The organism is Algoriphagus sp. SE2, from assembly GCF_039563885.1.
GTDB lineage: Bacteria > Bacteroidota > Bacteroidia > Cytophagales > Cyclobacteriaceae > Algoriphagus.
In genome coordinates this window covers 75,860-100,133 of record NZ_JBCLWJ010000002.1, presented here as the reverse complement: position 1 = coordinate 100,133, position 24,274 = coordinate 75,860, and the positions used below count along the sequence as shown (strand labels likewise).

Annotated in this window: 24 protein-coding genes; 19 read left to right on the top strand and 5 right to left on the bottom strand. The window is 38.2% G+C overall.

The genetic code is table 11. The annotated features are described in order from the left end of the window. The first annotated feature begins 32 nt into the window (after positions 1-32). The 9 genes from AAGF08_RS02630 to AAGF08_RS02590 all read left to right on the top strand — a co-directional run bounded on the left by AAGF08_RS02630 (position 33) and on the right by AAGF08_RS02590 (position 8,762). Positions 33-1,085, top strand: coding sequence for a YncE family protein (locus AAGF08_RS02630; protein ID WP_343509386.1), 1,053 nt, complete (start codon positions 33-35; stop codon positions 1,083-1,085). A gap of 75 nt (positions 1,086-1,160) precedes the next feature. After that, complete coding sequence (locus tag AAGF08_RS02625) at positions 1,161-1,841, top strand: hypothetical protein (RefSeq protein ID WP_343509385.1); 681 nt, start codon at positions 1,161-1,163, stop codon at positions 1,839-1,841. Positions 1,842-2,098: 257 nt separating this feature from the next. Next, a complete protein-coding gene (locus AAGF08_RS02620; protein ID WP_343509384.1) occupies positions 2,099-2,950 on the top strand; it encodes a hypothetical protein in 852 nt (283 codons plus the stop codon). Positions 2,951-3,341: 391 nt separating this feature from the next. After that, entirely contained in the window at positions 3,342-4,142 is an 801-nt protein-coding gene (locus AAGF08_RS02615; RefSeq protein WP_343509383.1) for a prolyl oligopeptidase family serine peptidase, read from the top strand. A gap of 37 nt (positions 4,143-4,179) precedes the next feature. Next, complete coding sequence (locus AAGF08_RS02610) at positions 4,180-5,580, top strand: alpha-L-fucosidase (protein WP_343509382.1); 1,401 nt, start codon at positions 4,180-4,182, stop codon at positions 5,578-5,580. Positions 5,581-5,720: 140 nt separating this feature from the next. Continuing rightward, positions 5,721-6,530 (top strand): ZIP family metal transporter, encoded by an 810-nt coding sequence (locus tag AAGF08_RS02605; protein ID WP_343509381.1) that lies wholly within the window; start codon positions 5,721-5,723, stop codon positions 6,528-6,530. 150 nt (positions 6,531-6,680) lie between these two features. Beyond that, positions 6,681-7,130, top strand: a complete 450-nt coding sequence (locus AAGF08_RS02600) for a nuclear transport factor 2 family protein (RefSeq protein WP_343509380.1) — start codon at positions 6,681-6,683, stop codon at positions 7,128-7,130. Between the two features lie 33 nt (positions 7,131-7,163). Then, positions 7,164-7,376, top strand: coding sequence for a DUF2007 domain-containing protein (locus AAGF08_RS02595; RefSeq protein WP_343509378.1), 213 nt, complete (start codon positions 7,164-7,166; stop codon positions 7,374-7,376). Positions 7,377-7,481: 105 nt separating this feature from the next. Then, entirely contained in the window at positions 7,482-8,762 is a 1,281-nt protein-coding gene (locus AAGF08_RS02590) for an amidohydrolase family protein (protein ID WP_343509377.1), read from the top strand. A gap of 42 nt (positions 8,763-8,804) precedes the next feature. Here AAGF08_RS02590 and AAGF08_RS02585 read toward each other — a convergent pair whose 3' ends face one another. From AAGF08_RS02585 to AAGF08_RS02575, 3 genes are all read right to left on the bottom strand, one after another. Then, positions 8,805-10,157, bottom strand: coding sequence for an amidohydrolase family protein (locus tag AAGF08_RS02585; RefSeq protein ID WP_343509375.1), 1,353 nt, complete (start codon positions 10,155-10,157; stop codon positions 8,805-8,807). 177 nt (positions 10,158-10,334) lie between these two features. Then, the gene (locus AAGF08_RS02580) at positions 10,335-11,564 is read right to left on the bottom strand and encodes an alpha/beta hydrolase-fold protein (RefSeq protein ID WP_343509373.1); all 1,230 of its coding nucleotides are present in this window, start codon (positions 11,562-11,564) and stop codon (positions 10,335-10,337) included. A 28-nt stretch (positions 11,565-11,592) separates the two neighbouring features. Beyond that, positions 11,593-12,021, bottom strand: coding sequence for a MotA/TolQ/ExbB proton channel family protein (locus tag AAGF08_RS02575; protein ID WP_343509372.1), 429 nt, complete (start codon positions 12,019-12,021; stop codon positions 11,593-11,595). Positions 12,022-12,234: 213 nt separating this feature from the next. On the opposite strand from AAGF08_RS02575, the gene AAGF08_RS02570 reads away from it, so the two are divergent. The 9 genes from AAGF08_RS02570 to AAGF08_RS02530 all read left to right on the top strand — a co-directional run bounded on the left by AAGF08_RS02570 (position 12,235) and on the right by AAGF08_RS02530 (position 20,474). After that, positions 12,235-13,308, top strand: coding sequence for a histidine kinase (locus tag AAGF08_RS02570; RefSeq protein ID WP_343509370.1), 1,074 nt, complete (start codon positions 12,235-12,237; stop codon positions 13,306-13,308). Further along, complete coding sequence (locus AAGF08_RS02565) at positions 13,305-13,997, top strand: LytTR family DNA-binding domain-containing protein (protein WP_343509368.1); 693 nt, start codon at positions 13,305-13,307, stop codon at positions 13,995-13,997. Before AAGF08_RS02570 ends, AAGF08_RS02565 begins: the two co-directional genes overlap by 4 nt. A gap of 91 nt (positions 13,998-14,088) precedes the next feature. Beyond that, positions 14,089-14,700: a hypothetical protein gene (locus AAGF08_RS02560; RefSeq protein ID WP_343509366.1), complete on the top strand. Its 612-nt coding sequence runs from the start codon at positions 14,089-14,091 to the stop codon at positions 14,698-14,700. Between the two features lies 1 nt (position 14,701). Next, entirely contained in the window at positions 14,702-14,995 is a 294-nt protein-coding gene (locus AAGF08_RS02555; RefSeq protein ID WP_343509365.1) for a transcriptional regulator, read from the top strand. Positions 14,996-15,048: 53 nt separating this feature from the next. Then, complete coding sequence (locus AAGF08_RS02550) at positions 15,049-15,375, top strand: hypothetical protein (protein ID WP_343509364.1); 327 nt, start codon at positions 15,049-15,051, stop codon at positions 15,373-15,375. Between the two features lie 47 nt (positions 15,376-15,422). Then, complete coding sequence (locus tag AAGF08_RS02545) at positions 15,423-16,199, top strand: DoxX family protein (RefSeq protein ID WP_343509363.1); 777 nt, start codon at positions 15,423-15,425, stop codon at positions 16,197-16,199. Then, positions 16,196-17,440, top strand: coding sequence for a hypothetical protein (locus AAGF08_RS02540; protein ID WP_343509361.1), 1,245 nt, complete (start codon positions 16,196-16,198; stop codon positions 17,438-17,440). The genes AAGF08_RS02545 and AAGF08_RS02540 overlap by 4 nt, the downstream gene beginning before the upstream one ends. A 111-nt stretch (positions 17,441-17,551) precedes the next feature. Beyond that, positions 17,552-18,823 (top strand): sodium:proton antiporter, encoded by a 1,272-nt coding sequence (locus AAGF08_RS02535; protein ID WP_343509359.1) that lies wholly within the window; start codon positions 17,552-17,554, stop codon positions 18,821-18,823. A gap of 64 nt (positions 18,824-18,887) precedes the next feature. Next, positions 18,888-20,474 carry a serine hydrolase domain-containing protein gene (locus AAGF08_RS02530; RefSeq protein ID WP_343509358.1) on the top strand — a complete coding sequence of 529 codons (1,587 nt, stop codon included), beginning with the start codon at positions 18,888-18,890 and terminating at the stop codon, positions 20,472-20,474. Positions 20,475-20,742: 268 nt separating this feature from the next. Here the strand turns inward: AAGF08_RS02530 and AAGF08_RS02525 are convergent, their stop codons facing one another. Beyond that, complete coding sequence (locus tag AAGF08_RS02525; protein ID WP_343509357.1) at positions 20,743-21,408, bottom strand: FAD-binding oxidoreductase; 666 nt, start codon at positions 21,406-21,408, stop codon at positions 20,743-20,745. 157 nt (positions 21,409-21,565) lie between these two features. Here AAGF08_RS02525 and AAGF08_RS02520 point away from each other — a divergent pair, with 157 nt between their 5' ends. Beyond that, positions 21,566-22,477, top strand: coding sequence for a sugar phosphate isomerase/epimerase (locus tag AAGF08_RS02520; protein ID WP_343509356.1), 912 nt, complete (start codon positions 21,566-21,568; stop codon positions 22,475-22,477). Between the two features lie 66 nt (positions 22,478-22,543). Here the strand turns inward: AAGF08_RS02520 and AAGF08_RS02515 are convergent, their stop codons facing one another. After that, positions 22,544-24,064, bottom strand: a complete 1,521-nt coding sequence (locus tag AAGF08_RS02515; RefSeq protein ID WP_343509355.1) for a hypothetical protein — start codon at positions 24,062-24,064, stop codon at positions 22,544-22,546. Between the last annotated feature and the right edge of the window lie 210 nt (positions 24,065-24,274).

Here is a 24,274-nt window from a genome sequence, read left to right as displayed (position 1 = left end):
TTTTCATAACTACTATTGTCCAAATTCCTGTTATGAAAATTTCAAATTTTATTCCATTCCTGCTAATCACACTTCTCCTTTTTAAGGCTCAGCCTTTACTTTCCCAGGTCACAACATCTGGAGGGCAAGGGAAAAATCAAGCTGTCGATCCGGATTCGCCGGTAATAAGCTTTGCCCCCACTCCAAAAAAAGCTTTGCTTCTGGGTGAGAAGGATGCAGGCCGGCTGGTGATTATCGATCCCGAGACACTAGAAATCGTTGCACGGATTCCGGCAGGAGGAAATCTTCATGAACTAGCCACAGATGGGCGATATGTTTACATCGGTTCGAATCTTCCAGGAATCACGGTAGTGGATGCAATTGCTCAAAAGCGGGTTGAGTCCATCGACATCAGTGCATTTGGAGACCGGCATGCCATTACGTTCGCGGGCAGCCATCTTTACATTGGCCATGAAACCAACCGCCTGATCTCCCGCTATGATCCTGCTACCAAGAAGTTTGACGAGGTCATCGGACTTCCAGGTGGGTCACACATGCTTATAGTCACTCGCGATGAACAGCGGATTTTCACTGCAAGCAGCAATGGCAGGGTGATTGCCATTATCGATCGGGTAACAAATAATAGAGGCAGAAAGAATTTTGTTTACACTACATTTCCCGGCGACACCCGAATGGAAGGTATGGCACTTTCTCCCGACGGCTCCGAGTTTTGGGCCCTGCATATGCATGAGAAGGAAATATCGATCATCAACGTACCAGAGAAGAAACTAATCGATAAAATTTCATTTGAAGGCGGGTTGAACAATCGCATTAAGTTTACGAAGGACGGAAAATACGTATTGATGAATGAGCTACAGGGAAATGAATTACGGGTATGGGATGTGGCAACACGCAAAGAGGTAAAACGCATTGACGTAGGCGCTGGTGGAGAAGGCATCTTCATCGATCCGGTTCGACCGCGGGCATACTATGCCGTTAGCGCGGGCAACAAACTAGTCGTGATCGACACAAACACATGGACCGTAATCAAAGAAATACCCGATCTCCAAAATCCCGATGGAATGGATTGGTTTATTGCGAAGTAAACTTCATTACCTTTAGATGAGGTATCCTTTTCAATAATGAGTATACATTTTTATGTATCACTATAAGTTCAGCCTATGTCAGCAAATCCCTTAAGACGCGATCCTTTTTTCTTTCTTTTCCATATCCTCATGCTCACGATCGTAGTCCTTGGATTTGCGATAAATGCCATCTTTAACACGGAAAATCTCCCTCCTATTTCAACTCTAATAATCGTGCATAGTGCTTTTATGATTAGCTGGTTCTTATTGGTTATTATTCAATCCGGCTTAATCAGAGGGAACAAGGTGGCAGTCCATAAGAAAATTGGGAAATTAAGTATTGTCCTAGCCATTGGAATAGTGGTTTCGGGTATCATTCTTTCATTTAGTTCTTATGCTCGAAGGGGATTAGCACCAAATGTCATGGTTAACCTGATCAATATTGTTTCTTTTACCATTCTATATGCATTGGCGCTTTATTATTATAAATATCCCACCAAACACAAACGGTTAATAACTTTTGCAAGCCTTGCACTGATCTTACCTGCGCTACTTAGATTAGTTACGGCATTGAATTTCTCTCCTTTATTGAGTATCCTTTTTTTGATAATTTTAATCGTAATGCTCGTAATTCACGATAAGAAAACACTGAAAAAAGTATCTAGGGCAACCATGATTGGGATGGTCGTAGTTTTCATTGGAATCGGACTTATTGCAGGCTTTGGACAATCGGAAAGTTGGGCAAGTTTTTTGGCGAATACGCTTGGTAATGGGTGATTTAGGGAAAGCGTCTATGAGCTTATAAAATCTTATAAACTAGCCTTTTCAAGGCTGAATCTAATTACCCCCGTCCGAGGTTAAGATTGCAAAACAGCATTTCATTTAAAAAATTTTATCCTCCCTATTTTAGGCTTTGATCCTCCCCATTTATCCTCCGTTCTTGAAATTCGAGACAGAAAGTCCCCTTTTCTAAGTAAAAACAAGGGAAGCATAGTAAATTAGATTCTCTATCAACCTTCTGTTTTATAAAGATCATGTCTGTACGGATTTCACCTTTTCTCCTCCTATTTTTTATTCCCTATTTCACATTCGATCAAACCAGGATCAAGCCGCTCCAAATCCCTAAGAGACAACTGGATGCAGAGACAGGTTCTGCTTTTATGCAGCGAATGATTTCCTTGACTTTGGAAGAACGGGAAGAAGAAATTTACAAGGCTCTTGCGTCTGGCAATATACCTGAATTCCTGAGGAAAGCGGTTCGGCTAAAGTCTACCTTTAAAGATTTACTTGGTCGATCACATGAGCTTATTTATGAGGTAATGCCGGATTACCTGGCCATTGGAAATGAGGTTGATTTTTGCAGAATCCCTATGAATCCTCATACCGCTCAGCGTTTGGCAGACTTATTTGGAGCCTCACTGATTACTGCAAAAATTTCGGATCATATTTATGAAAACGCAACTGTAAAAGTGGATCCTTTTTTCTACAAACCGGTGGGAAGAGAAAATGAAAGTGTGGAGAAGTTTATCCTCCACAACCATCAGATAGAAAAGCAAAAATCTGAAGCAAATGGTGAAGATGGTCAGTTAATCGCAGGAATTAAGAAGGATGTGATCCTTTCAAATCGACTGGGAAATTCCCCAAATAAAGTAGTGATCTATGGTTGGCATAAATTGGATGGAGTCCCGATTCAGCCTGTGTATAGCGGACACGTGGATTGGTATGTAGATTACAGTCACGGGATTCGATTGATGAATGAAAAAGTAATCCTGGATGGGGAGGTAGTTTCGGTATTAGAGATTCTCAGTGACCCTATTCTATATAAGCTTTTGAGCAATGAAAACGGCCCCATGTTGCAAACAGGGTATATCGAAAACGTGAAATAAAACCTACCTATAACTCTTCTTTCTCTTAATTATAGAGTTTTATACTTTCAACGGGTTGATCTAAAAATTATACTTTGGAAGTATTTCGAAGGTTCTCTGGAAAATAATAGCTTTTTTGGCCTAATACAATGAAGTCTTCAATAGTGTTGTTTTGCTTTTGGCAGTTGGCCCATTTTGGACTTCTTCTAAAGACTTAGGGATAATTAGTAGATTTTTTTTAAATCTATCTAAAATCAAAAACACTCAAATTTACTAGAAAACTCAATCAATAGGAGATGTAACAACTTCTAAAAAATGGTTTTTACTGAAAATTCGGGAAGGAATTAAATCAATATTTTTTCTCCTCATTTTGGCTAAATTGAAAATTATAATTCCTTTTCAATCTATCCCCATGAATATCCCAAAGCTACTTTTCATCCTCTGCTTCTCTTTTTCACTTGTTTCTGGAGTTTCAGCCCAACAAAGAATCTTTGATGCCTATACCATCCGAAACTTCTCTTTTCAGGGACATGCTGCCAAAGTAGTTTTTCCGAACAAAGCCAATGAAAATGGGTATTGGGTTTGGAGAGCAAGATTTTGGGGACATGAACCCCAGTTGGACAAAGCATTGTTGGAAAAGGGGTTTCATGTGGTCTATGTGGATGTCTCGGATCTTTATGGAAATGAGGAGGCAGTAAAAATTTGGGATGATTTCTATGCTTACTGCAGAAAGGAATTTAACCTAAACCAAAAAGTAGTTTTGGAAGGCATGAGTCGAGGCGGTTTGATTATTTATAATTGGGCGGCAAAAAACACGGATAAAGTTTTTACCATTTATGCAGATGCCCCAGTTTGCAATATCAAGAGTTGGCCGGGAGGACTTTACTTAGGCAAAGGAAGTCCATCTGATTGGGAGAAATGTCTAAAAGCTTATGGTCTGAATGCCACAACTGTACTTGATTTCAAAGGAATTCCGATCTTTAACAGCATTGCTGTTGCTAAGGCGAATATCCCGGTAATCCATGTCTTTGGAGAAGCAGATGATGTTGTACCAGTTGCAGAAAACACCGCATTATTGGCAGAAGAATTTAAAAAAGCAGGAGGAAAAATCAAGTTGATCGGAAAGCCTGGTGTCGGTCATCATCCTCATAGTTTGGAAGATCCAACTCCTATTTTGGAGTTTATTTTAGAAAGTATTAAGAACTCCCGATAAGTCCAGATTCTTATTTTAGTAAAAACAAATACCCTAAATGTCGATTAAGAATTCCCTGATAACATTCTGTTTTTTCATATTTTCAATAGGTTTTGCATCTGCTCAAAATCAAGTTCCAATTCCAACTCAAGCCCAGCTAAACTGGCAAAATGCAGAGATGGTAGCTGTTTTTCATTATGACCTCCATGTCTTTGATGGCAAGGTTTATAATCAGTCTTATAATCGAATTACTCCCATCCCGGATTACAATATTTTCAATCCAACGAAACTGGATATTGATCAATGGGTAAAAGCAGCTAAAGATGCAGGAGTTAAAATAGCCATTCTTACAGCCACGCATGAAACGGGCTTTGCATTGTTCCAAAGCGATTACAGTCCTTACAGCATGAAAGCCTTGAAATGGCAGGATGGAAAAGGAGATTTGTTAAGGGACTTTAAGGCTTCCTGCGAAAAGTATGGGATTCAGGCAGGAGTTTACATAGGAATTCGATGGAATTCCTTTTATGGTATCCATGATTTCAAAGTGGAGGGTGACAGTGAATTTGCCAAGAACCGGCAACAGCACTACAATACCATGGTAGAAGGAATGGTCAAGGAGATTTTCACTAATTACGGAGATTGGGCAATGGTTTGGTTTGACGGAGGAGCTCATGGTCCCGAACAGGGAGGCCCAGATGTACTTTCAATTTTTGAAACCTATCAACCAAAAGGACTTTTTTATCACAATTTGCAGCGAGCAGATATGCGCTGGGGAGGCAGTGAATCCGGTACTGTTCCTTATCCAAGTTGGGGTACATTTCCCTACCCTGCAATTGGCTCAGGGGAAAGTGCTAGAGCAGAAATCAGTAAAAACAATTTTGCCTTGCTAAAAACCGGAGACCCAGACGGACCTTATTATATGCCTGCCATGAGCGATGCTCCATTGAGAGGTAATGGAGGGCATGATTGGTTCTGGGAACCTGGAAGGGATAATATTATTTATCCTTTGGATAAGTTGGTCAACATGTATTACAATTCCGTTGGCCATAATTCCAGTCTCATTTTAGGCCTTACTCCCAATGCTGAGGGCTTGATTCCAGATGCTGATGCCAAGCGATTGAAAGAACTAGGTGATGAGATAGAGCGAAGATTTGAAAACAAAATAAACGCTACTTCAGGAGTTGGTGAACTATTCAAACTTAAACTTACAGGAAGGCAAAAAATCAATCAATTGGTATTGATGGAAGATATTGCCAAAGGTGAAAGAGTAAGAAAATTTCTAGTTGAAGGAAAAACCAAAACAGGATGGAAGACCATTTTTGAAGGATCTGTAATCGGACATAAATTCATTCATCAATTTGACGAAATAGAAGTTTCTGAACTCCACTTGAAGATACAGGAATCAAAGGGTGAGCCCCAGATAAAGGATTTTAGTGTTTATTTCTTTAATGAGAAATAGGCTAATCCCCAAATCTCAATGTTTATTTTATAAATCCAACTTTGGGTAAACACAATGGCATTTTTTCTGACATATATCAATTGAAAAACGAAGCATACTGAGCGCTTGATTACTATTTTTAAAAAAAGAAAAGGAAGGCAATGGAAAGGCTATTAGATTATAACCCTATTTTATTAGCATTGGGAGCAACCCTATTCACATGGTTTGTTACTGCTGCAGGCTCATCCATGGTTTTCTTTTTTAATACGATAAACAAAAGGGTTCTCAATTCGATGCTAGGATTTGCTGCAGGAGTAATGATTGCGGCTAGCTTTTGGTCGCTTTTAAAACCAGCGATTGAAATGGCTGAAGAAAACGAAACCATAGCATGGGTACCTGCCTTAGTCGGGTTTTTGTCAGGTGGAGCTTTTTTATTAATTGTTGACAAAACCTTACCTCATTTACATATGAGATTGCCTATTGAGCAAGCAGAAGGTGTTAAGACATCCTGGCAGCGAAGCGTACTTTTAATTCTGGCAATCACGCTTCATAATATCCCGGAAGGCCTAGCAGTAGGGGTAGCTTTTGGTGCATTAGCCAATAATCCGGATATCGGAATGGTTTCAAGTGCCGTTGCTTTGGCAATCGGAATTGGTATACAGAATTTCCCGGAGGGGGCAGCAGTTTCAATCCCCTTGCGCAGAGAAGGTTTTTCAAGACTTCGAGCTTTTACTTATGGACAATTATCCGGAATAGTTGAACCGATTGCAGGCGTGCTTGGAGCATATTTAGTTTTAACAGTAGAACCTTTATTACCTTATGCGCTTTCATTTGCTGCGGGAGCAATGATTTTTGTAGTAGTGGAAGAATTAATACCCGAATCACAGACAGGAAATGAAACAGATTATTCTACCATTGGTGCTATGATCGGTTTTGCAACAATGATGGTTTTAGACGTTGCTTTAGGATAGAAATTAGACTTGATTGATTTTCTAGGCTCATTTAACAATCAAATGAGACTAAAAATTAAGCTCCCAAAGAATAAACCACTATCTAAGGTCCAAAGAAAATAAGTAAGGAATTTCCTTAACTTGAATTCCCAAACACAAAACCTCCAGAAAATGAAATCCCTCAGCCTTTTAATCTTACTGTTTGGTATTACATTTTATTCAGCTTTTGCACAGCGAACCTGTATGACTGAGGAAAATATCAAAGCTTTAGACGCACAATGGGAAGAAGCAATCCTGCATCCAGACCCTGATTTTTTAGAATCAATCTTAGCCGATAAATTCATTTGGGTGCATAATCACTATTCTATGGTTGACACAAAAGAAACAACCGTGGAAAGTAGAAAAAGACAAAAAGCTAGGGGTGGTAGCAATATTAAATCCCGAACTCAAAGTGATGTTAAAGTGGCAATTACAGGCAATACTGCTATAGTAACTGGATTTACAGATGTGGACAGACCAGTTAATCCAGCTAAATATCACTTTATGAGAACCTATGTGGAAGTAAATGGAAAATGCCTCTTGGTTGGAAATCATACCATGGCGATTCCGGAGGAAGAATAGGGGTTTTAAGTCTACAAATTTATTTAGATACCAATGAGTTTAATAACTATCAAAGAATCTCACACAGTCTCAGATTTATTAGTCTTGAAAAGTAGATTAGAATCTGAAGGAATCCAATGTTATTTGAAAAATGAATTGACTACTCAAATAATGAGTCATATGCCTACTTTCATGGTAGAGCTTCAAGTTTCTGATTTGGATTTAGAACGGGTTAAGGAAATTATGAAAACAATTGAAGACAATTAAGAAATCCCTGCTTCTATTACCTTTTCATACCCTTGAGATTCGAAATTTTGTTTCAATTGTTGAAGATTCAAGCAGAAAGGATTTTGAATTATTAATGTAAAAACAATGAAAAACCGACTTCTATTATCCGTACTAATGATTCTTTTTTCCCTTGGCTTGAATGCTCAGGTAAAAATAGCGATCATTTGCGGCAAACTTATAACCGCTGAGGATGATCAGGTTTACAATAATAAAGTCATTGTAATTGAAGCTGATAAGATTTTAGAAATCGGAAATAGGGATATTATTAAATCGGAGTATGAAATAATAGACTTATCAGCATATACCGTATTGCCTGGACTGATAGATGCACATGTTCACCCTTTAATTTATGGGGACGACTACCAAGTAAATCATATAAAAGGGTCCTCGGCTTTTAATGCGCTAAGGGGATTAAAAACAGTTCAAAATTGGCTGAATGAAGGCTGGACTTCAATCAGAGTGGCAGGTGATGCAGACACTCAATATGCCCATTTTGAAATCAGAGATGCCATTAATTCCGGTTTATTTGATGGGCCAAGAATCTATGGTGCAGGGCATTACCTTTCCGTAACAGGAGGTGGTGGCGACATTAATTTCTTATCACCTGACCAATCCGTAATTGCAGATGGGCTCGTGGTTGATGGAAAAGATGAAATTCTTAAGGCTATTCGGGAAGAGATCAAATATGGAAGCGACTGGATCAAACTTTTGGTGACGGGAGCTTTTATGTCTGAAGGGGACAACCCTCAAAACGTCCAGTTTAGTGATGAGGAAATAATAGCAGCAATAGAAGAGGCTAAAAGAAGAGGCGTTCCCGTTATGGCTCATGCGCACGCAACAGAAGGCATCAATAAAGCGATCAAATTTGGAGCGAGATCCATAGAACACGGTACCTTTCTAGATGATGAAAGTATTGATCTGTTTTTGGAGCATGATGCCTATTTAATTCCCACTGTCAGTATTGGAGAATATGGACTTGAAAATTGGAAAGACAGTGAAGCCCAGGCCAAAATGTATGAATTAACAGTAAAGCATAGACAAGAATCCTGGAAGATGTATTCGAAAGCGATTGAAAGAGGTGTTAAAGTTGGGCTTGGTTCTGACAATGTGGGGTTTCCTCCAAATTTCGCCGCCAATGAATTCAGATTACTCGTTCAATTAGGAATGATGCCTATGCAGGCCATACTTGCTGGCACCAAAGTGAATGCAGAATTATTGATGAAGGACCAAGAAATTGGAAGTATCCGAGCTGGGAAATTTGCAGATATTATCGCAACGAAGAATAATCCTATTGATGATATTACAGAATTAGCACGTGTTGAATTTGTAATGAAAGGCGGAAAAATCATCAAAGGAATCGAATAGAATTTATGAGATCAAAAATCTAGTTCCTTCAAAGCTTACATTTTAATTCTCCGGCCCCAATTTTCCTTTAGCCGCTCCAAGCAAAGCTTTGGAATCAAAGACTTTACCTGCTTTGACAACCGTATGAACAGATCTGGTTCTGTTGATATCTTCGAGTGGATTTCCTTTGATAATCATCAGATCCCCCCATTTCCCGGGAGAAATACTACCAACCCGATCATCAATCCCAAATGCTTCTGCATTTTGCTGGGTCGCAAAGTAAAGAACATCTCCTGCAGGAATCCCGATTTCTACCATAGCAGCCATTTCTCTATGAATAAAAAATCCACCAATTCCTCCACCCAAATAATTATCCAATAAAAGAGGACGGTCAGTTCCTACGGTAATCAATCCGCCTGCATCATAATAGCGTTTTAGAATCCCCTGTTTCACTGGATAGATTAACGCACACAGCTCATTAAAGGCTGATGGTTTTACCTTGCTTAATACATTTTTTGTAAATGGTATGAAGTACTGATCTTCTTCTGCCCAATCCTCAAAAATCGGGGAATCTATCAAACCGATAGCTCCATAAGTTCCAAGAGTAGCATCAAAATAAACTCCGTTTTTGATATATAATTGTATGATTTCTTCTAATCTGGGGTCTGTTGGGTATAGGTCTTTTAAACTGTTATAGGCACTGGTAGTAGCTACTAACAAGTCTCCTCCCAAAAAATGTTCTACTCGATCAATCCCCATTTTGATCGCATCCTGAGGATTGACAGAATTTCTAAAGCCAGAATCTAAATGACCGGTTACAGTAAGGTTATGCTTATGAGCTTGGTCGATTAGAATTGCAAGATGTTCTTTTATTATCCCTTTAGCTTTGAAACCAAAAGCACCTCTATCAGCCCAATAATCTACCCGATCTCGGATATCCTGCTCGGTAAATCCCAGATTCCAATCAGGAGCCGCTGTACCAAAATACGGACCTGAATGCAAGATTCTTGGCCCTGGAATATTACCAGCATCGATTTTTTGCTGCAAATCCCATATCTTTTCCGGTTCTATCTCTCCTGCCGGAAAAGTACTGGTAATCCCATTGGCAAGAAAAATTTTCGGCATAGCGACCGTATCATCAAAAGCTTTTCCTTCATAACTTACCCGATAATGGGCATGTAAATCGATTAAGCCCGGGAGTAGGTAATCTTCATCACTAAGATTAATCACTTCCCAATCGCTTCTACCTTCGCCTTCTCCAAAAAGTCCATCTTCTATATAAATCCCGGAATTCTCCCGGAAACTTTTACTGAAAGTATCAAACACCCATCCTCCTTTGATCAGCAGGTTTTGAGAGAAGGCTTGAAAACTTCCCAACACGAGTAAAAGTGCTGCCAGAGAATAGTGCTTTTTCATTGAACTGGGAGTAATTGGATTGAAATTCAGTTTTAAATATACAGATTTTCAACTGGGAAGAATTTGAATACAAGTCTCCAAAAATTGCTTTCACAAAAATTCCAACCTACGAATTTCACCTGATGCGAATTCTGGTAGGTTGGGCAAACCCAAAGCTGGGAGATGGCTTTTGGAAAATTACCTGATCATCAAAGTCAACTCTTCAATTCTGTTTTTATGATAATCACTTCCACTGATCGCATAGGCTTTTTTGACAAATTCCAAAGCTGGCTCAAGTTCATTGTTTGCCTCATAATAATCTGCCATAGAATCATACATATTTGCACTATTCGGATAGTAGAGAATGCCTTGTTCAAAAAACATTTTAGCTCTTTTCATCTCATCATTCTCCATACTCATATAGCCTGAAACATTCATCAAATCTTCAGGGTATGGCGGCACAAAATAGCCAAACCTTCTTTCTAACTTCTTTGCTCTATAATTCATCAAATCAAGTAAAACTTCAGAGGGAGTTTCCGGAATATTAAATAATTCAACTTTCTCCATTTGAAACCATTCAAATAAGGAAATCAAGCCATTGCGAAGAGATGGTAGAGGGACAGTACCATGAAGATCTTTTGGGAAAAACTCCCAATGAAAGCGTATACCCTGCCCTGATTTTGACCCCATGAACTCAGAAAAAGAAATATTGCTCCGAGCAAAAAGAGTGAATTCTGAATCGTCTTGAACGACAGTCTCAAGAGTCATTTCAGGCTTTTGCATATGCAGTTGACCACTAAGCGAAATATATAATGACTTGCCTTTAAGACTCCCTTCTGTGAAGATCTCTTGAGCTTGGCGTAACATCAATTGATCATCCCAATCCAAACTGGGGTCAATAGCAAGATAGTTTTCAAACAATTCCGGCTGATGAATTAAGGTGTTAACTGTAAAAAGCCCGCCAAAAGAGTGCCCAATTAAGGTCCTATAATCATTTACTGAGTATTCTTTTTCAATCGTAGGAATGAGTTCTTGACTAATAAATTTCAAGAATTCTGAAGCATCTCCATTTTGAACATAACTTGGTTCCACCACGGAAGGTGTCAGATCTCTATCTCTATTTTGACTATTGGATATACCGATAAGGATCATTTCAGGAATGAAACCTCCATGGTAATAATCATGAGTGATACTCAGAGCAGATAGAAGAACATCTCCATCCAGAAGATAGGCCGTTGGATATTTTTTGTCACTATCGGGATCATAGCCCGCAGGTAGTTTTACATAAAATTCTCTGGACTCATTCAATACTTCTGAATAAATAGAGTCTCTTATCCCTATTTGAGATAAATATTGAGCTTTAACTTCTCCTATAATGCTAAATAAAATAGCGAGGCAAAGAAGTACTTTTTGATTTAGTAGGGTCATCGCTTTGGGTATTTAGAAGAGAGGGAATTTATTTTACTTCTTCAGCATCTGCTTTTCGAATCCAAGTTAAGATAAACGTAGTGGCATAGCCCAAAATAAAGACGAGTAAACCGAAAAGTGGGGAGAGTAGGGTCACCTTTAATCCACCAGCTACAAGTGAAGGATCAGCTCCTCCCGTTGCCTCTAGCGCATCAAAAGCTTGAATCATCCCTAATAATGAATTTAAGAAAGAGATCACCAGACCAAGTAGCACCACTTGATTCACCAGTTTTTTATACTTCATAAAAGTGGGCAAATCACTATTTATGTTGGAAAAAGCTTTTATGGCAAAATAGATTCCCAATAATAAGCATATGAGAACTAATGTCATTCCAAGAGAGCCGCCCTCTTGAAAACGATCAGTTATAACATTTAAAAACACCATGTTTTGTCCTAGAATTGTAGTGAATGTGTCCATTAATTTCATGCTTTAGTTTGATGCAATTATATCCAGTTTAGTACTCCTATGGTAGTATTTGCGATCAATGACGAATTGAAGGCGTAATTTGACTAGAAATTAACAGCTTTTGAATTTAACTGGATAATCAATGCTAATTGCAGGTGATAACTCGTCGTTCACCGCATATTCTTTGCAAATACATTTTTTTAAAAGACCTTGTCTATCTTAATTATGAGTAAAAAATTTATAATCACTCAGGCAGCAAAAAAAATGATAGAACAGGTTTCCATTGGTTTGGGGGCACTTTTATTTTATGGTTTTTATTTTGGGGTTACGATTTCTAATCTCGGCCCTGCCTTCACCTTCGGTATTTTTTTGCTTCCTGTGACCATTGGAATGGTCAATGTCTTTAGCTTTTATCTGATCCCTAAATTTCTATTTACGCAAAAATACTTTTGGTTTGCGCTCTACACAGTTTATACTATTGTCATTTCTATTTTTCTAATAGCCTTATCGGCTTTTTATGCCTTTCTCTATATCAATTCGCTTGAATCTTTGGGTACTGAATTCATTCTGACCAAAAACCTCTATCTCATCATTGTGGCGGTATATATTGTGGTCTTACTCGCCTCTCTTTTTTCTGCTTATCGGGAAAGCTATAAAGTCCACCTTCGTAACAAGGAGCTTCAAAATGCCCTGCTCAATGGAGAGTTACAGCTGAAGCAAGAAGAACTCTCTTATTTGAAAATGCAGATTCATCCCCACTTTTTATTCAATACACTGAATACTATTTATGGTTCTGCTATCGCAAAAAGAGAGGAAACGCCAGGATTGATACTCAAACTTTCCAATCTACTGGATTACATTTTATACCAAACTCAAAAATCCGAAGTTCCTCTTCAGGATGAAATTGATCACTTAAAGGATTATTTAGCGTTGGAAAAACTCCGGCATGGATCAAAGTTGATAATCAGCACCTCTTGGCCGGAAAATACGGAGAAAATCAAAATTGCTCCCATGCTTTTACTCCCCTTGCTGGAGAATAGCTTTAAGCATGGCAAATCTCAAAACGGACAAGCTTTTGTCGACCTTTCTTTAGAAGTAAATGATGAAACAATAAATTTCACATTAAAAAACTCCAGAGATGAACACGAAAACATTTCAAATCTAACCTCATCTGGTATAGGATTAGCCAACATCAAAAAGCGCCTTCAATTGCTTTATCCAGAATCGCATTCTTTTTACATTGAAAAAGAGAAGGACTATTTCCTTGTACAACTTCAGATAATAACCAAGAAATCATGAATTGCCTGATTGTAGATGATGAACCTATCGCTCAGAATATCCTCAAGGATTTTATCTCTAAAGTGGACTATCTGAATCTTGTAGGTTGCTGTTCCAATGCAAACGAGGCCTTTAATGAAGTCCAACAACAATCCATCGATCTGATTTTTTTGGACATTAACATGCCGGGAATTGACGGAATGGCATTTGCCAAAATCATCCCCCAAGAAATCCAAGTAATCTTCACCACTGCGTATAGGGAATATGCCATTGAAGGCTTTGATCTTCAGGCGGCCGATTATTTATTGAAACCAATCCCTTTTGATCGATTCCTGAAAGCTGTCGCAAAAGTCAAAGAATCCATTTCAAAAAGCGGATCAGAGATTCAATCAAAATCTGAATTTCTCTTTGTCAAGCAAGATAGAAAAATGGAGAAAATAGATTTTGCGGATATTCAATTTGTAGAAAGCTATTCGGATTACATCAAAATCCATTTGAAAGACAGGATGCTTCTGGTCAGGGAAAGTATCTCAAATTTCGAAACCAAACTTCCTTCCGAGCAATTCATCCGATTTCATCGATCCTATATTGGAAATATCTCAGCAATAGACTCTTACACGCACGAATTCTTGGAAATTGGAGGTAAAGCCTTGACGATAAGTAGATCCTATAAAGAAGAGGTCCTGAGGCGATTACAGCAATTCGAATAGCCTCCTTTCCTAAATTTTCAAAAAATTGTTATTCAATTTATGTGAAATTATTTTTTTTAATTTTACTTTGTAATTCAAAGTACTTTTAAAAATGAAAAAACCAGAACAAGAATTAGCTGAAATCAAATCTATGATGGAGCGGAGTACCCGCTTTTTATCCTTGAGTGGACTTTCTGGAATATTAACTGGAACCTATGCATTGATTGGAGCAAGCTTGGCTTATGGCTGGATTTATTATCCAAATTCACCCATCGGGCCTCCATCAACTGACTATAATGAAAGGCTTCTGCATCAAGTCCTGATCACAGCTCTGATCGTGATGGTTCTTGCCATTTCTACAGCCTGGATCATGAGTCAAAACAAAAGCAAAAAAAATGCTCATGCGTTTTTGTCTTCGGCCAGCAAAAGATTTGCACAAGCTCTATTTATACCTGTCTTAGTTGGTGGAATATTTTGCTTGGCTTTGATTATGCGGGAGCAGATTGAGTGGCTAGTTCCGGCAACATTAATTTTCTATGGGATCGGTTTGGTAAATGCCTCTCATTTCACTTTAAGCGACATCAAATATCTAGGCTATTGTCAACTATTCTTAGGAGTAATTTCAGCATTCTTACCTTCCTTGGGCTTGATTCTTTGGTCAATTGGCTTTGGTGTAGTCCATATTATATATGGAACCATGATGTACTATAAATACGAGAAATAAAGTGGAGGGGAATTACGATAAGGCCTTTGAAAATGTGGTCCGGCTTAGAGTCATGTCCATCCTGATGGTCAATGAGGAATATGATTTTAATTCCTTCAAAGAAATGCTGGATGTGACCGATGGGAACTTGGCGTCGCATTTGAAAAATCTGGAAAAACAAGAGTACATAGAAGTCAATAAAAGTTTTGTCGGAAGAAAACCATTGACAACTTATACAGCGACTAAAACTGGTAAAAAGGCCTTCCAGGATCACCTGGACTTCCTCGAAAATTTGATTAATGAAAATAAAAGCTAAAAAAATTTACCCATCTACTTTGAATTTCAAAGTACTTTCCAATATGATAAACTATGAAAACTGAAATTGAATTTCTTAAAGGTTTCCAGCCCAAATCCGCATTGGTTGCAGGAATGATCGGAGTAAGCATCCCATTCTCCTGGTTAATGTTTCTCATCCTTGTCAAAAGTGAAATATTCGAATCTTGGATGTGGGTTCCTTTAACATTTATCCCATTAGGTGGAGTATTTGGAGGCTTGTTTTTCTACTTGATGGGTTTCGTTTGGTTTCCTTCAGGAGGAAAAAAACTTGGAGCCACCCTTTTCAGCACCCTAGTCTATTTTGTAGCTATTTGGCTAAGCGCTGTCTTTGCTTTTAGCCTTGTTGGGCTTTGGGAATAATCAATTTAACTCAACAATTAATTTGAACAACCAAAACCCGACAGCAAATGAAAGCATCTAGCATTTCAAATAAATTAGAGAACTACTACTACAGCATCAAGCAGAACAGATGGCATTGGATATTCCAGCTCTTTTGCAGAATCCTGCTAGCCTATGCTTTTATCGTAGCAGGAATGGTGAAAATACTTGGTGAACGATTTGCCAGCGGCTTATCTGAAATTCACCCTATGGGAGCTTACCTGGAAGCGCTTCATCATACGGGTTACTATTATACATTTATAGGCTATGCACAAGTAACAGCAGGAATTTTACTTCTCATCCCAAGCACAGTTTTGATGGGAGCATTACTCTATTTACCTATCATCGTTAATATCTGGATTTTATCCTTTGCAGTGCGCTTTGTCGGCTCCTACATTACTTCGCCTTTGATGGTTTTGGCAAACCTCTACCTTCTGGCCTGGCATTATGATAAACTGAGGTATATTTTACCTTTCAACAAGTATTCTAAAGAGGTAAGCCTAGGAAAGCCCAATAAATACAGTCTAAAATTCCCTTATCTTTTTGCTGCTGGAGTTTTTTCCACCATGGTCTTCTTCGTTTTATTCTCCCGATTTGGCCATGAAGTGATGCCTCAAAATTCTTTAGAATCCTGTAAAAATCAATTTATTGGAAAAGAAAATGAAGCTGCTGGTTTTGCATTTTGCGAATGTGTACATACTCAAGGAAACCCTTTAGACAATTGCTTAGAAGAATATGAAGCTGCAAAAATCAATAGTCAACAAACCAGTTCTTTGGAAAACACTCTAAAAACTATAAAGCCATGAAAGACAAAATATTAACTCACATAGATGATCCTGTTAGCCTTGAGAAGCTCTATCGATCCAATAAGTCCCTGTTCAAAGAATCCTTCTCAGAAATTTCGACACAACTTCAGGCCAAACCCGTAGCAGAGTTCTGGAATGCCAGATTCAGTTACGAAAGCAGTTCCATATCATGGGGTGAGAAAAATGAATTGTTCTATGTAGCAATAGGATGTTTTATTGCCGGGATGATCGCAAAGCTTCCAGCCATTTTCTCCATTTCTGAAGATTTTTTCTTTCCCAGAAATATCGGATTCATCGTTTTCCCTGTACTCATCGCTTACTTCGCATGGAAAAATAAACTCTCAAAACAAGCCGTAGGGATCTTTGCTGGAATCATCAGCATCTGTATTATTTACATCAATGTGCTACCCAATAATCTGGAAAGTGACACACTGACTTTGGCTTGTATTCATCTACCCCTTCTCCTTTGGGTAGTCTTAGGGGTTTCTTTTGCGGGCAAAGAATTTAAAAAAATCAATCCAAGATTGGACTTTCTTCGCTTCAATGGAGAGGCTGCAGTGATGTGTGCAGTCATTGGAATTGCCGGAGCATTATTAACAGCGATTTCATTTGGTCTTTTTGAGTTAATCGGAATCGACATGGAGCCAATTTTTGAAAATTACATTATTGTCTTTGGGCTACCTTCTGTTCCAATTCTTGCAGCTTTCCTGACACAAACCAATCCCCAGCTTGTCAATAAAGTAACCCCTATCATTGCAAAACTATTCAGCCCTGCAGTTTTGGTCATGTTGACTGTTTATTTGAGTGCAATTTTTTATACTGGAAAAGACCCTTACAATGACCGAGAATTCCTTCTAATTTTCAACCTGCTCCTAATCGGAGTAATGGCATTGATTTTCTTTTCTATTGCAGAGCACTCCGCCAAAGCAAAAATCTCTTTAGATATATGGGTTCTTATGCTCCTTTCTTTGGTGACTATCATAGTGAATGGGATTGCGCTTTCAGCAATTTTGTTCCGAATTTCAGAATGGGGAATTACTCCTAATCGAATGGCTGTACTTGGAAGTAATATCCTGATGTTGATTCACCTTTTGATCATAACATTTAAAATTTTCAAAACGATTAAAGGAAAAACAAAAGATCTAGAAGTAGGAAAGTCTATCGCTTCATTTATTCCTATTTATGCTATTTGGGCAGCTTTTGTTGTCTTTATTTTCCCTCTTCTTTTCAACTTTCAATAAAATCATAAAAAAAGCAGGCATCAATAAAAGCTTTTGATGCCTGCAAATTTTGAAGCAATCCATAAAATGGTTGTAATTTGCTCGATGTCTAAAAAAAATAAATATTAGGTAATGAGCATTTTTAACATCATCTCAATCCTGATTATTCTATCAGCAGGTTTTGCCTTTATTAATACTAAATTTCTTAAGCTTCCTTTTACCATCGGGCTGATGATCATCGCTATCGTCTTCACTTTGGGAATCACTATTCTTGGGAGCTTCAATCACTATATTTTAGATGAAGCAAAACTATTGATCCAATCAGTAGACTTTGAAACGGCACTGTTGGACGTTATGTTGAGCTTTCTGCTCTTTGCGGGTGCACTTCATACTAAGCTTGATTCGCTTAAAAAGCAAAAAGGACCAATTGCTTTATTTGCTACTATCGGAGTAGTACTTTCTACTTTTTTGATTGGCAGTATGATGTATTACCTTTTTCTGGCTTTTAACTATCCGATCAATTACATCTATTGCTTGCTTTTTGGGGCACTTATCTCTCCTACTGATCCGATTGCAGTTTTGGGGATTTTGAAGGATGCGAACGCTCCCAAGAAACTGGAAACCAAAATCGTGGGCGAGTCTCTTTTTAATGATGGAGTCGGAGTTGTGGTTTTTATCGTGCTATTCAAAATCGCTCAACAGGGTATCGACTCCATGAGCTTTGGCGATGTGGGATTACTATTTATCGAGGAAGTTGTTGGAGGAATTGTTCTTGGACTTATTGGTGGATGGGGTGCTTTCCGATTGATGAAGGTCATAGATCACTATGAAACTGAGGTAATAATCACTCTAGCCTTGGTAATGGGAATTTCCGCATTGGCACATTATCTCCATGTATCTGGACCTCTTGCAGTGGTTGTTGCCGGGATTTTCCTTGGGAACAAAGCCCCAAAGATTGCATGGTCTGAAACCACACATACTTACGTAGATAAGTTTTGGGAACTCTTGGATGTATTGCTAAACGCGATACTTTTTGTCTTGATCGGGCTTGAATTATTGGTAATTTCGATGAATGGCAATTACCTTGTTTTCGGACTCTTGGCAATTCCGATAGCACTTATTGCCAGATATATCGCTCTTGTCGGACCAGTTAAGCTCTTTGAGAAAAAACTGGATTTTATTCCAAAAACAAATTTAATAATGACTTGGGGAGGCATTAGAGGTGGGATTTCTATTGCATTAGCACTTTCCTTAGAGCCACAAATGGCGAGAGAGCTTTTCCTTACAATCACTTATGTAATTGTGGTATTCTCAATTATCGCTCAGGGATTGACGATTGGTTCTTTAGTAAAAAAGGTATTGGACAGGAATCCATCTTTTAACTCTAAGCCAAGCGATAACTGATATCCTCATGCTTTTATTGGCTTCCAGAAAAGCTTCCGTATCTTTTTATTTAATTCTATGAACTATGAAAAATTCCTTCGCCTTTTTCATTTTAATCTTTCTATTCGTTACAGGTTGTTCAGCTCCCAAAGAGGAGAAATCAAGTTTAGACTCCTCAATAAATCATTCTTTTTCCTCTGATTATAAAAAGCCCGAGTTTGTAAATGACCAAAGAGCTGAAAAAATCAAAAGCATTGAGGCGGAAATCAAAGCTTTGATGGAGGAATACGGAAAAGAAAATCACATCCCTGGGATAGCTTATGGAATTGTGGTGGATAATAACTTGGTTGTCTCGGATGCGGTGGGCTTTATGAATCTGGAAAATCAAATTCCGGCAAAAACCAATACTGATTTTAGAATTGCCTCTATGACCAAAAGCTTTACCGCGATGGCCATATTAAAACTTAGAGATGAGGGTAAGCTCGCTCTAAATGATCCTGTCTCGGATTATATTCCCGAGATGGCAAACATCACCTATTTAACCAAAGATGCTCCTACTATTGATATTGAAAACCTACTGACGATGACAGCGGGATTTCCGGAAGATAATCCATGGGGCGATCGCCAGTTAGATGAGCCCAATCAAATGTTATTGGATATGATTTCGGAAGGAATTACATTCTCAAACGTTCCCTCATTTCAATATGAATACAGCAACACCGGTTATGCCATGCTAGGTTACATCGTTTCACAAGTATCTGGAAAACCCTATCAGGATTATATCAAAGAAGAAATACTCAGCCCGCTCGGAATGAACAGTACTTATTGGGAGGTCGATAATGTTCCTGCTGAGCAGTTGGCAATAGGATACCGATGGGAAGACGAGGAATGGAAACTAGAGCCCATGCTTCATGATGGTTCATTTGGATCGATGGGCGGATTAATCACGACGATAGAAGACTTTAGTAACTATGTAAGTTTTCACTTATCTGCTTGGCCTCCAAGAAATGAGGAAGAAATCGGTCCTATAAAAAGAAGTTCTCTCAGGGAAATGCAAACTCCCCAGTTCCCCAGGCTAAACAACAATGCGAGAAACTATCGGGACAAACCTTGTCCAATCGTTGCTGGATATGGCTTTGGATTGGGGATTTATCAAAACTGTGAGGGTCAAAAGTGGGTTTCGCATGGCGGAGCGCTGCCAGGGTTTGGGAGCAATTATGTATTTTATCCAGAGTATGGAATCGGTATCATGGCTTTCTGTAACTTGACTTATACCACCCCTTGGCCTCTTCAGAAAATTCAACAACTGCTTTTTGATAAACTGGAACTTCAGGAAAGAGAATTGCCTATTTCAAACATTCTGGAGTCAAGAAAAAAACAAGTGGAAGAATCTTTTCTAAAGGGTGAAAATGCACTACAAGAGGATATTTTCTCAGAAAATTTCTTTCTAGACCAAAGTAGAGATCATCGAATCAAGGAAATGACAGATGCCCTTAAAGAAATTGGAACAATCACTTCTGTTTCAGAAATAACTCCTCAAAATCAATTGAGAGGAACTTTTAGGATTCACGGTGACGTGAAAGATATTATCATCTACTTTACCTTGAGCCCGATGAAAGATGCCAAAATACAGCAATTGCTATTTGCCGTTGTCGAGAAAGAAAATCAATGATAAATGCGAATAAATTCAGAACTGACCGAATTAAAACAGCTGATTAATCAGAGCATTTAGCGAAGTCTGACCGGAAATACATTCCTTGATTTGAGGATTTTAAAAAGAGAAACTCAAAGCATAAAGTCCAATAATAAACACTTGTTAAATCAATCATTGAAACCTCTTCAATGTTTCAGTGATTTTTTTCTACTCAATAGTACAATAAACTAGCAGAGGATTTTAAACTGCAAATCGAGGAATCTTGAAAATGACCTTTGATATCATATTATTTCTCAAAAGTAATGGCATCAGGCTTTGCTCCTAGTTTTTCCAGTGTTTCACTGATAGCCTTCACCATAGGATCAGGGCCACACACATAGAAATGTTGAGAAAAATCAGAGACATGTTTTTTCAAAAACTCCTCATCTATTCTACCACTTTCATGGCCGGATGCTTCCTCTTCATCAAGTATAGAAACAAAATTATCACCTAGAACTTCTCTAAAATGATCTTCTAAAATCACGTCCTTTTTAGTTTTGTTCGCGAAAAAGAGTTTGTTCCCTTCTAGCTCACCTTTTTCTTGAAGTAAATTGAAAATTCCTATGAAAGGCGTTACTCCAGCTCCTCCTGCAATAAATACTCCTTTTCCATTGTATTTTATTGCTCCCCAAGACTCATCAATCAATAGTTCATCCCCAACCTTCATATTATCTAGCTGATTGGTTACTCCATCATGGTCTTTGTATGATTTTATCACAAATTCCAAAAAGTCAGACTCTGGCAATGATGTAAATGTAAAAGGCCTGAGTTCATCTTTCCATTTTTCAGTATTTATTGCGACTTCAGTAGCCTGTCCTGGAATAAAAGAATAACCTTTAGGCTTCTCTACTTTAAATTGGTTTACATCATGTGTGAGTGGTTTGATATCTAAAATTTTTACTGTAAAAGGCATAGTTAAATTAAAGTTGGTTGTATTAATACAAACGATGAACAGCGTTTTTGTTCAGAAAATCATCCAGTTTATTTAAAAGTCTTTCATAGACATTCTATCCAAGTTTCTTCAAAATTTATATGATTTGGCTAACTTGCAACCTCTTAAAATAACCCTTATGAAAAAATATTTTAGTTTATTCTCATCGTTGGTTTTACTTGCTTTAATTGGTTTTACATCATGCAACTCTAAGACCTCCACTGAAGAAAGTACAGATACCATGGAACCCGTAGTGGCTGAGCCATCCTCTTTTGGAGGATTGGCCTTGTATACGCTGCGAGACTCAATGGCAATAAATCCTAAATCCACACTCCAAGCTGTTGCTGATGCTGGATACGCTTATGTAGAAGCTGCAAATTATGAAGATGGCAAATTTTATGGGATGACTCCGGCTGAGTTCAAATCCTATTTAGAATCAATCGGTTTGACTGCAAAAAGTGCTCATATGGGGATGGTTACCATGGAAAACGCTGATCAGTTAATTGCTGATGTAAAGGCTGCTGGAATTGAATACTTTGTTATTCCAGTCCCACCAATGGGTATGTTTACTTTTGGCCCTAACGGAATGGGAATGAAAGGAACAGTAGAAGATTTGGTAGAAATTTTAAATACGTTAGGAGAAAAATGTACCAATGCAGGTTTAAAGTTACTTTATCATAACCATGACTTTGAATTCAAAGCAATGGAAGATGGTACTGTCATTGAAGATGTCCTTTTGGAAAAATGTAATCCAGAGTTTGTGAATTTTCAAATGGACCTATTCTGGGTGACCAAAGCAGGTGTCGATCCTTTAACTTACTTCGATAAATATCCTGGGAGATTTAAGTCCTGGCATGTAAAAGACATGAACGGAGAAGGGAATTTTGCACCTGTAGGAACAGGGTCTATCGACTTTCAAAGAATCCTTAATGAAAAAGCAAAATCCGGAATGGAGTATTATTTAGTTGAACAAGATAATACATTCGGGTTGGACCCAATGGAAGCCATTAAAATCAGCCATATAGGTTTAGAGAGTATTGGTTTTCAATAAATAAAGAAAGAGAAATCACAATAAAAAAGCCAACCACGAGGTTGGCTTTTTTGATTTAATATGCCTCTATAAAAGCAAGGTTAGATTTCTATGAATAGTATTCTTACCGATGTAAGAGTAGCCATTCGTTGTTCTAGCTGTAGCCACCAAAATAAAACTGTAGGCGCAGGATTGAGGTGGCCTCCAATTTCCAGATACAGGAATTAGCTTATTTGTAAAGCCTGTCCAGTTTCCTTTGGAGAGTGAATAGCCTTCTGAATAGATGGTGGTTGCTAAACCAGCGCCATACGTTGCATAGAAGGACACTCCCCTTAAATTTCCTTCAGGATCATTTGCCGTGATTCTAAAATTCAATCCATCTGGTGCAGCTCCAATAGTTTCTATGGCACATGCAGAGACTTCACTGCTTCCATGTTTCACACTTTCAATGTTAGTAGCAGGCACATGATTATCTATATAGATTTTTAGCTCTTGTTGACTGGCTATGTTCGAATAGCTACTTCCAACATAGAACGTCACTCTGATTTTATATAAACCAGGCAAAAGGGCCGTCGTTGGGAACTGAATCAAAAGATCATCAATAGAATAATCAATTCCTGGATTTGCCATTTGATAATATCCATAAGAAGAAGGAGCAAATGATTGAAGGGCATAGGTGCTTCCTGTCCATCTGTAATTTGACCAATTGCTAATCAGCTTAGTGTATGATCCACCGGGAGGAGCTATTTCCACCTTATATTTTCTATTATTTGCTGACCATAGCTGCTGAAGTTTTGTTCTATTTCCTATCAAATTCAGCGTACCACCAAAGGCAGCATTTTCCACATGGACATAATAGCTTGAATCTGTAGTAGCCCGACCTGTTACTTGATTGATAATGTCCTGATTAGCGGAATTTTTACCTGCAGGTATAAGACCAATACTCCCAATCAATGACCCTAAAGAACTAGAGGGAATAGTTGGTTTTCTTGACAGAATAAGTTGTCTCAACTTGGTGAAATCCTTATAGAATTTACCTGGAAAATCAGTTGTAAAGGCAGGATTACTTGACCTTACTCTAAAACCAAAATATGTGTAAGGAGTACTTAGAGGCCAAGAAAGCGAAACGTTGATTTCTTTAAGTTCTATTTTAAACTTCCAGATTCTATGACTTACATCTGAATTAGGGCTCGGTCCGAATTCTTGGATTACTTCAGATTTTGGAGGAACTGATATCCCTGTCCACTGACCTGGGCCTAAATATTTTTGGAGTGCTAATTTATTTGGCTGGTTTTTGTACAGTCCATAATTAACATCCACATTACTGGTGATTGCTCTATCTCTGTTATAATCGAAACTTAGCCAGAAGTAATCATTTGTTCCATGATCATTGCCTGTATCTTCCAATACATCTAATGCTAAATACAGGAATTTAGCATCGTTTTTTGCCATTACATACCCTCTTGAGAATTTGAGTTTTCCTGCATCCTCCCATCCACCGGAATTTATAGGAGCAGCTGGATCAATTGGAGTAACTGCCCATTCACTTCTTAGTGGAAAAGCAAACAGCAATGGAGTCGTAATAGAAAGTTTTCTAATTTTTGCCATGACTTTTTTGTTTAGTAAAAGTTGAAATTTGATGGAATAAAATCCTCCTAAAAAAATGGAGGTTAAATAAAAACAATCCCTGAATAGGGAACCTTAACGCAATCCTAACCTGATCTACAAGTTTATGAGGATCAACTACTTATAAAGTAACAATTTGTGGGCAAAAAAAATAATAATCAGAAACAAAAAGGCTTCTGATATCACTATCAG

Coding starts and splice junctions, on each gene's coding strand:
- AAGF08_RS02515 (WP_343509355.1), bottom strand. CDS start 24,064: ATGGCAAAAATTAGAAAACTTTCTATTACGACTCCATTGCTGTTTGCT.
- AAGF08_RS02520 (WP_343509356.1), top strand. CDS start 21,566: ATGAAAAAATATTTTAGTTTATTCTCATCGTTGGTTTTACTTGCTTTA.
- AAGF08_RS02620 (WP_343509384.1), top strand. CDS start 2,099: ATGTCTGTACGGATTTCACCTTTTCTCCTCCTATTTTTTATTCCCTAT.
- AAGF08_RS02530 (WP_343509358.1), top strand. CDS start 18,888: ATGAAAAATTCCTTCGCCTTTTTCATTTTAATCTTTCTATTCGTTACA.
- AAGF08_RS02565 (WP_343509368.1), top strand. CDS start 13,305: ATGAATTGCCTGATTGTAGATGATGAACCTATCGCTCAGAATATCCTC.
- AAGF08_RS02585 (WP_343509375.1), bottom strand. CDS start 10,157: ATGAAAAAGCACTATTCTCTGGCAGCACTTTTACTCGTGTTGGGAAGT.
- AAGF08_RS02630 (WP_343509386.1), top strand. CDS start 33: ATGAAAATTTCAAATTTTATTCCATTCCTGCTAATCACACTTCTCCTT.
- AAGF08_RS02595 (WP_343509378.1), top strand. CDS start 7,164: ATGAGTTTAATAACTATCAAAGAATCTCACACAGTCTCAGATTTATTA.
- AAGF08_RS02570 (WP_343509370.1), top strand. CDS start 12,235: ATGAGTAAAAAATTTATAATCACTCAGGCAGCAAAAAAAATGATAGAA.
- AAGF08_RS02550 (WP_343509364.1), top strand. CDS start 15,049: ATGAAAACTGAAATTGAATTTCTTAAAGGTTTCCAGCCCAAATCCGCA.
- AAGF08_RS02580 (WP_343509373.1), bottom strand. CDS start 11,564: ATGACCCTACTAAATCAAAAAGTACTTCTTTGCCTCGCTATTTTATTT.
- AAGF08_RS02535 (WP_343509359.1), top strand. CDS start 17,552: ATGAGCATTTTTAACATCATCTCAATCCTGATTATTCTATCAGCAGGT.
- AAGF08_RS02605 (WP_343509381.1), top strand. CDS start 5,721: ATGGAAAGGCTATTAGATTATAACCCTATTTTATTAGCATTGGGAGCA.
- AAGF08_RS02540 (WP_343509361.1), top strand. CDS start 16,196: ATGAAAGACAAAATATTAACTCACATAGATGATCCTGTTAGCCTTGAG.
- AAGF08_RS02590 (WP_343509377.1), top strand. CDS start 7,482: ATGAAAAACCGACTTCTATTATCCGTACTAATGATTCTTTTTTCCCTT.
- AAGF08_RS02525 (WP_343509357.1), bottom strand. CDS start 21,408: ATGCCTTTTACAGTAAAAATTTTAGATATCAAACCACTCACACATGAT.
- AAGF08_RS02560 (WP_343509366.1), top strand. CDS start 14,089: ATGAAAAAACCAGAACAAGAATTAGCTGAAATCAAATCTATGATGGAG.
- AAGF08_RS02610 (WP_343509382.1), top strand. CDS start 4,180: ATGTCGATTAAGAATTCCCTGATAACATTCTGTTTTTTCATATTTTCA.
- AAGF08_RS02545 (WP_343509363.1), top strand. CDS start 15,423: ATGAAAGCATCTAGCATTTCAAATAAATTAGAGAACTACTACTACAGC.
- AAGF08_RS02625 (WP_343509385.1), top strand. CDS start 1,161: ATGTCAGCAAATCCCTTAAGACGCGATCCTTTTTTCTTTCTTTTCCAT.
- AAGF08_RS02615 (WP_343509383.1), top strand. CDS start 3,342: ATGAATATCCCAAAGCTACTTTTCATCCTCTGCTTCTCTTTTTCACTT.
- AAGF08_RS02575 (WP_343509372.1), bottom strand. CDS start 12,021: ATGGACACATTCACTACAATTCTAGGACAAAACATGGTGTTTTTAAAT.
- AAGF08_RS02600 (WP_343509380.1), top strand. CDS start 6,681: ATGAAATCCCTCAGCCTTTTAATCTTACTGTTTGGTATTACATTTTAT.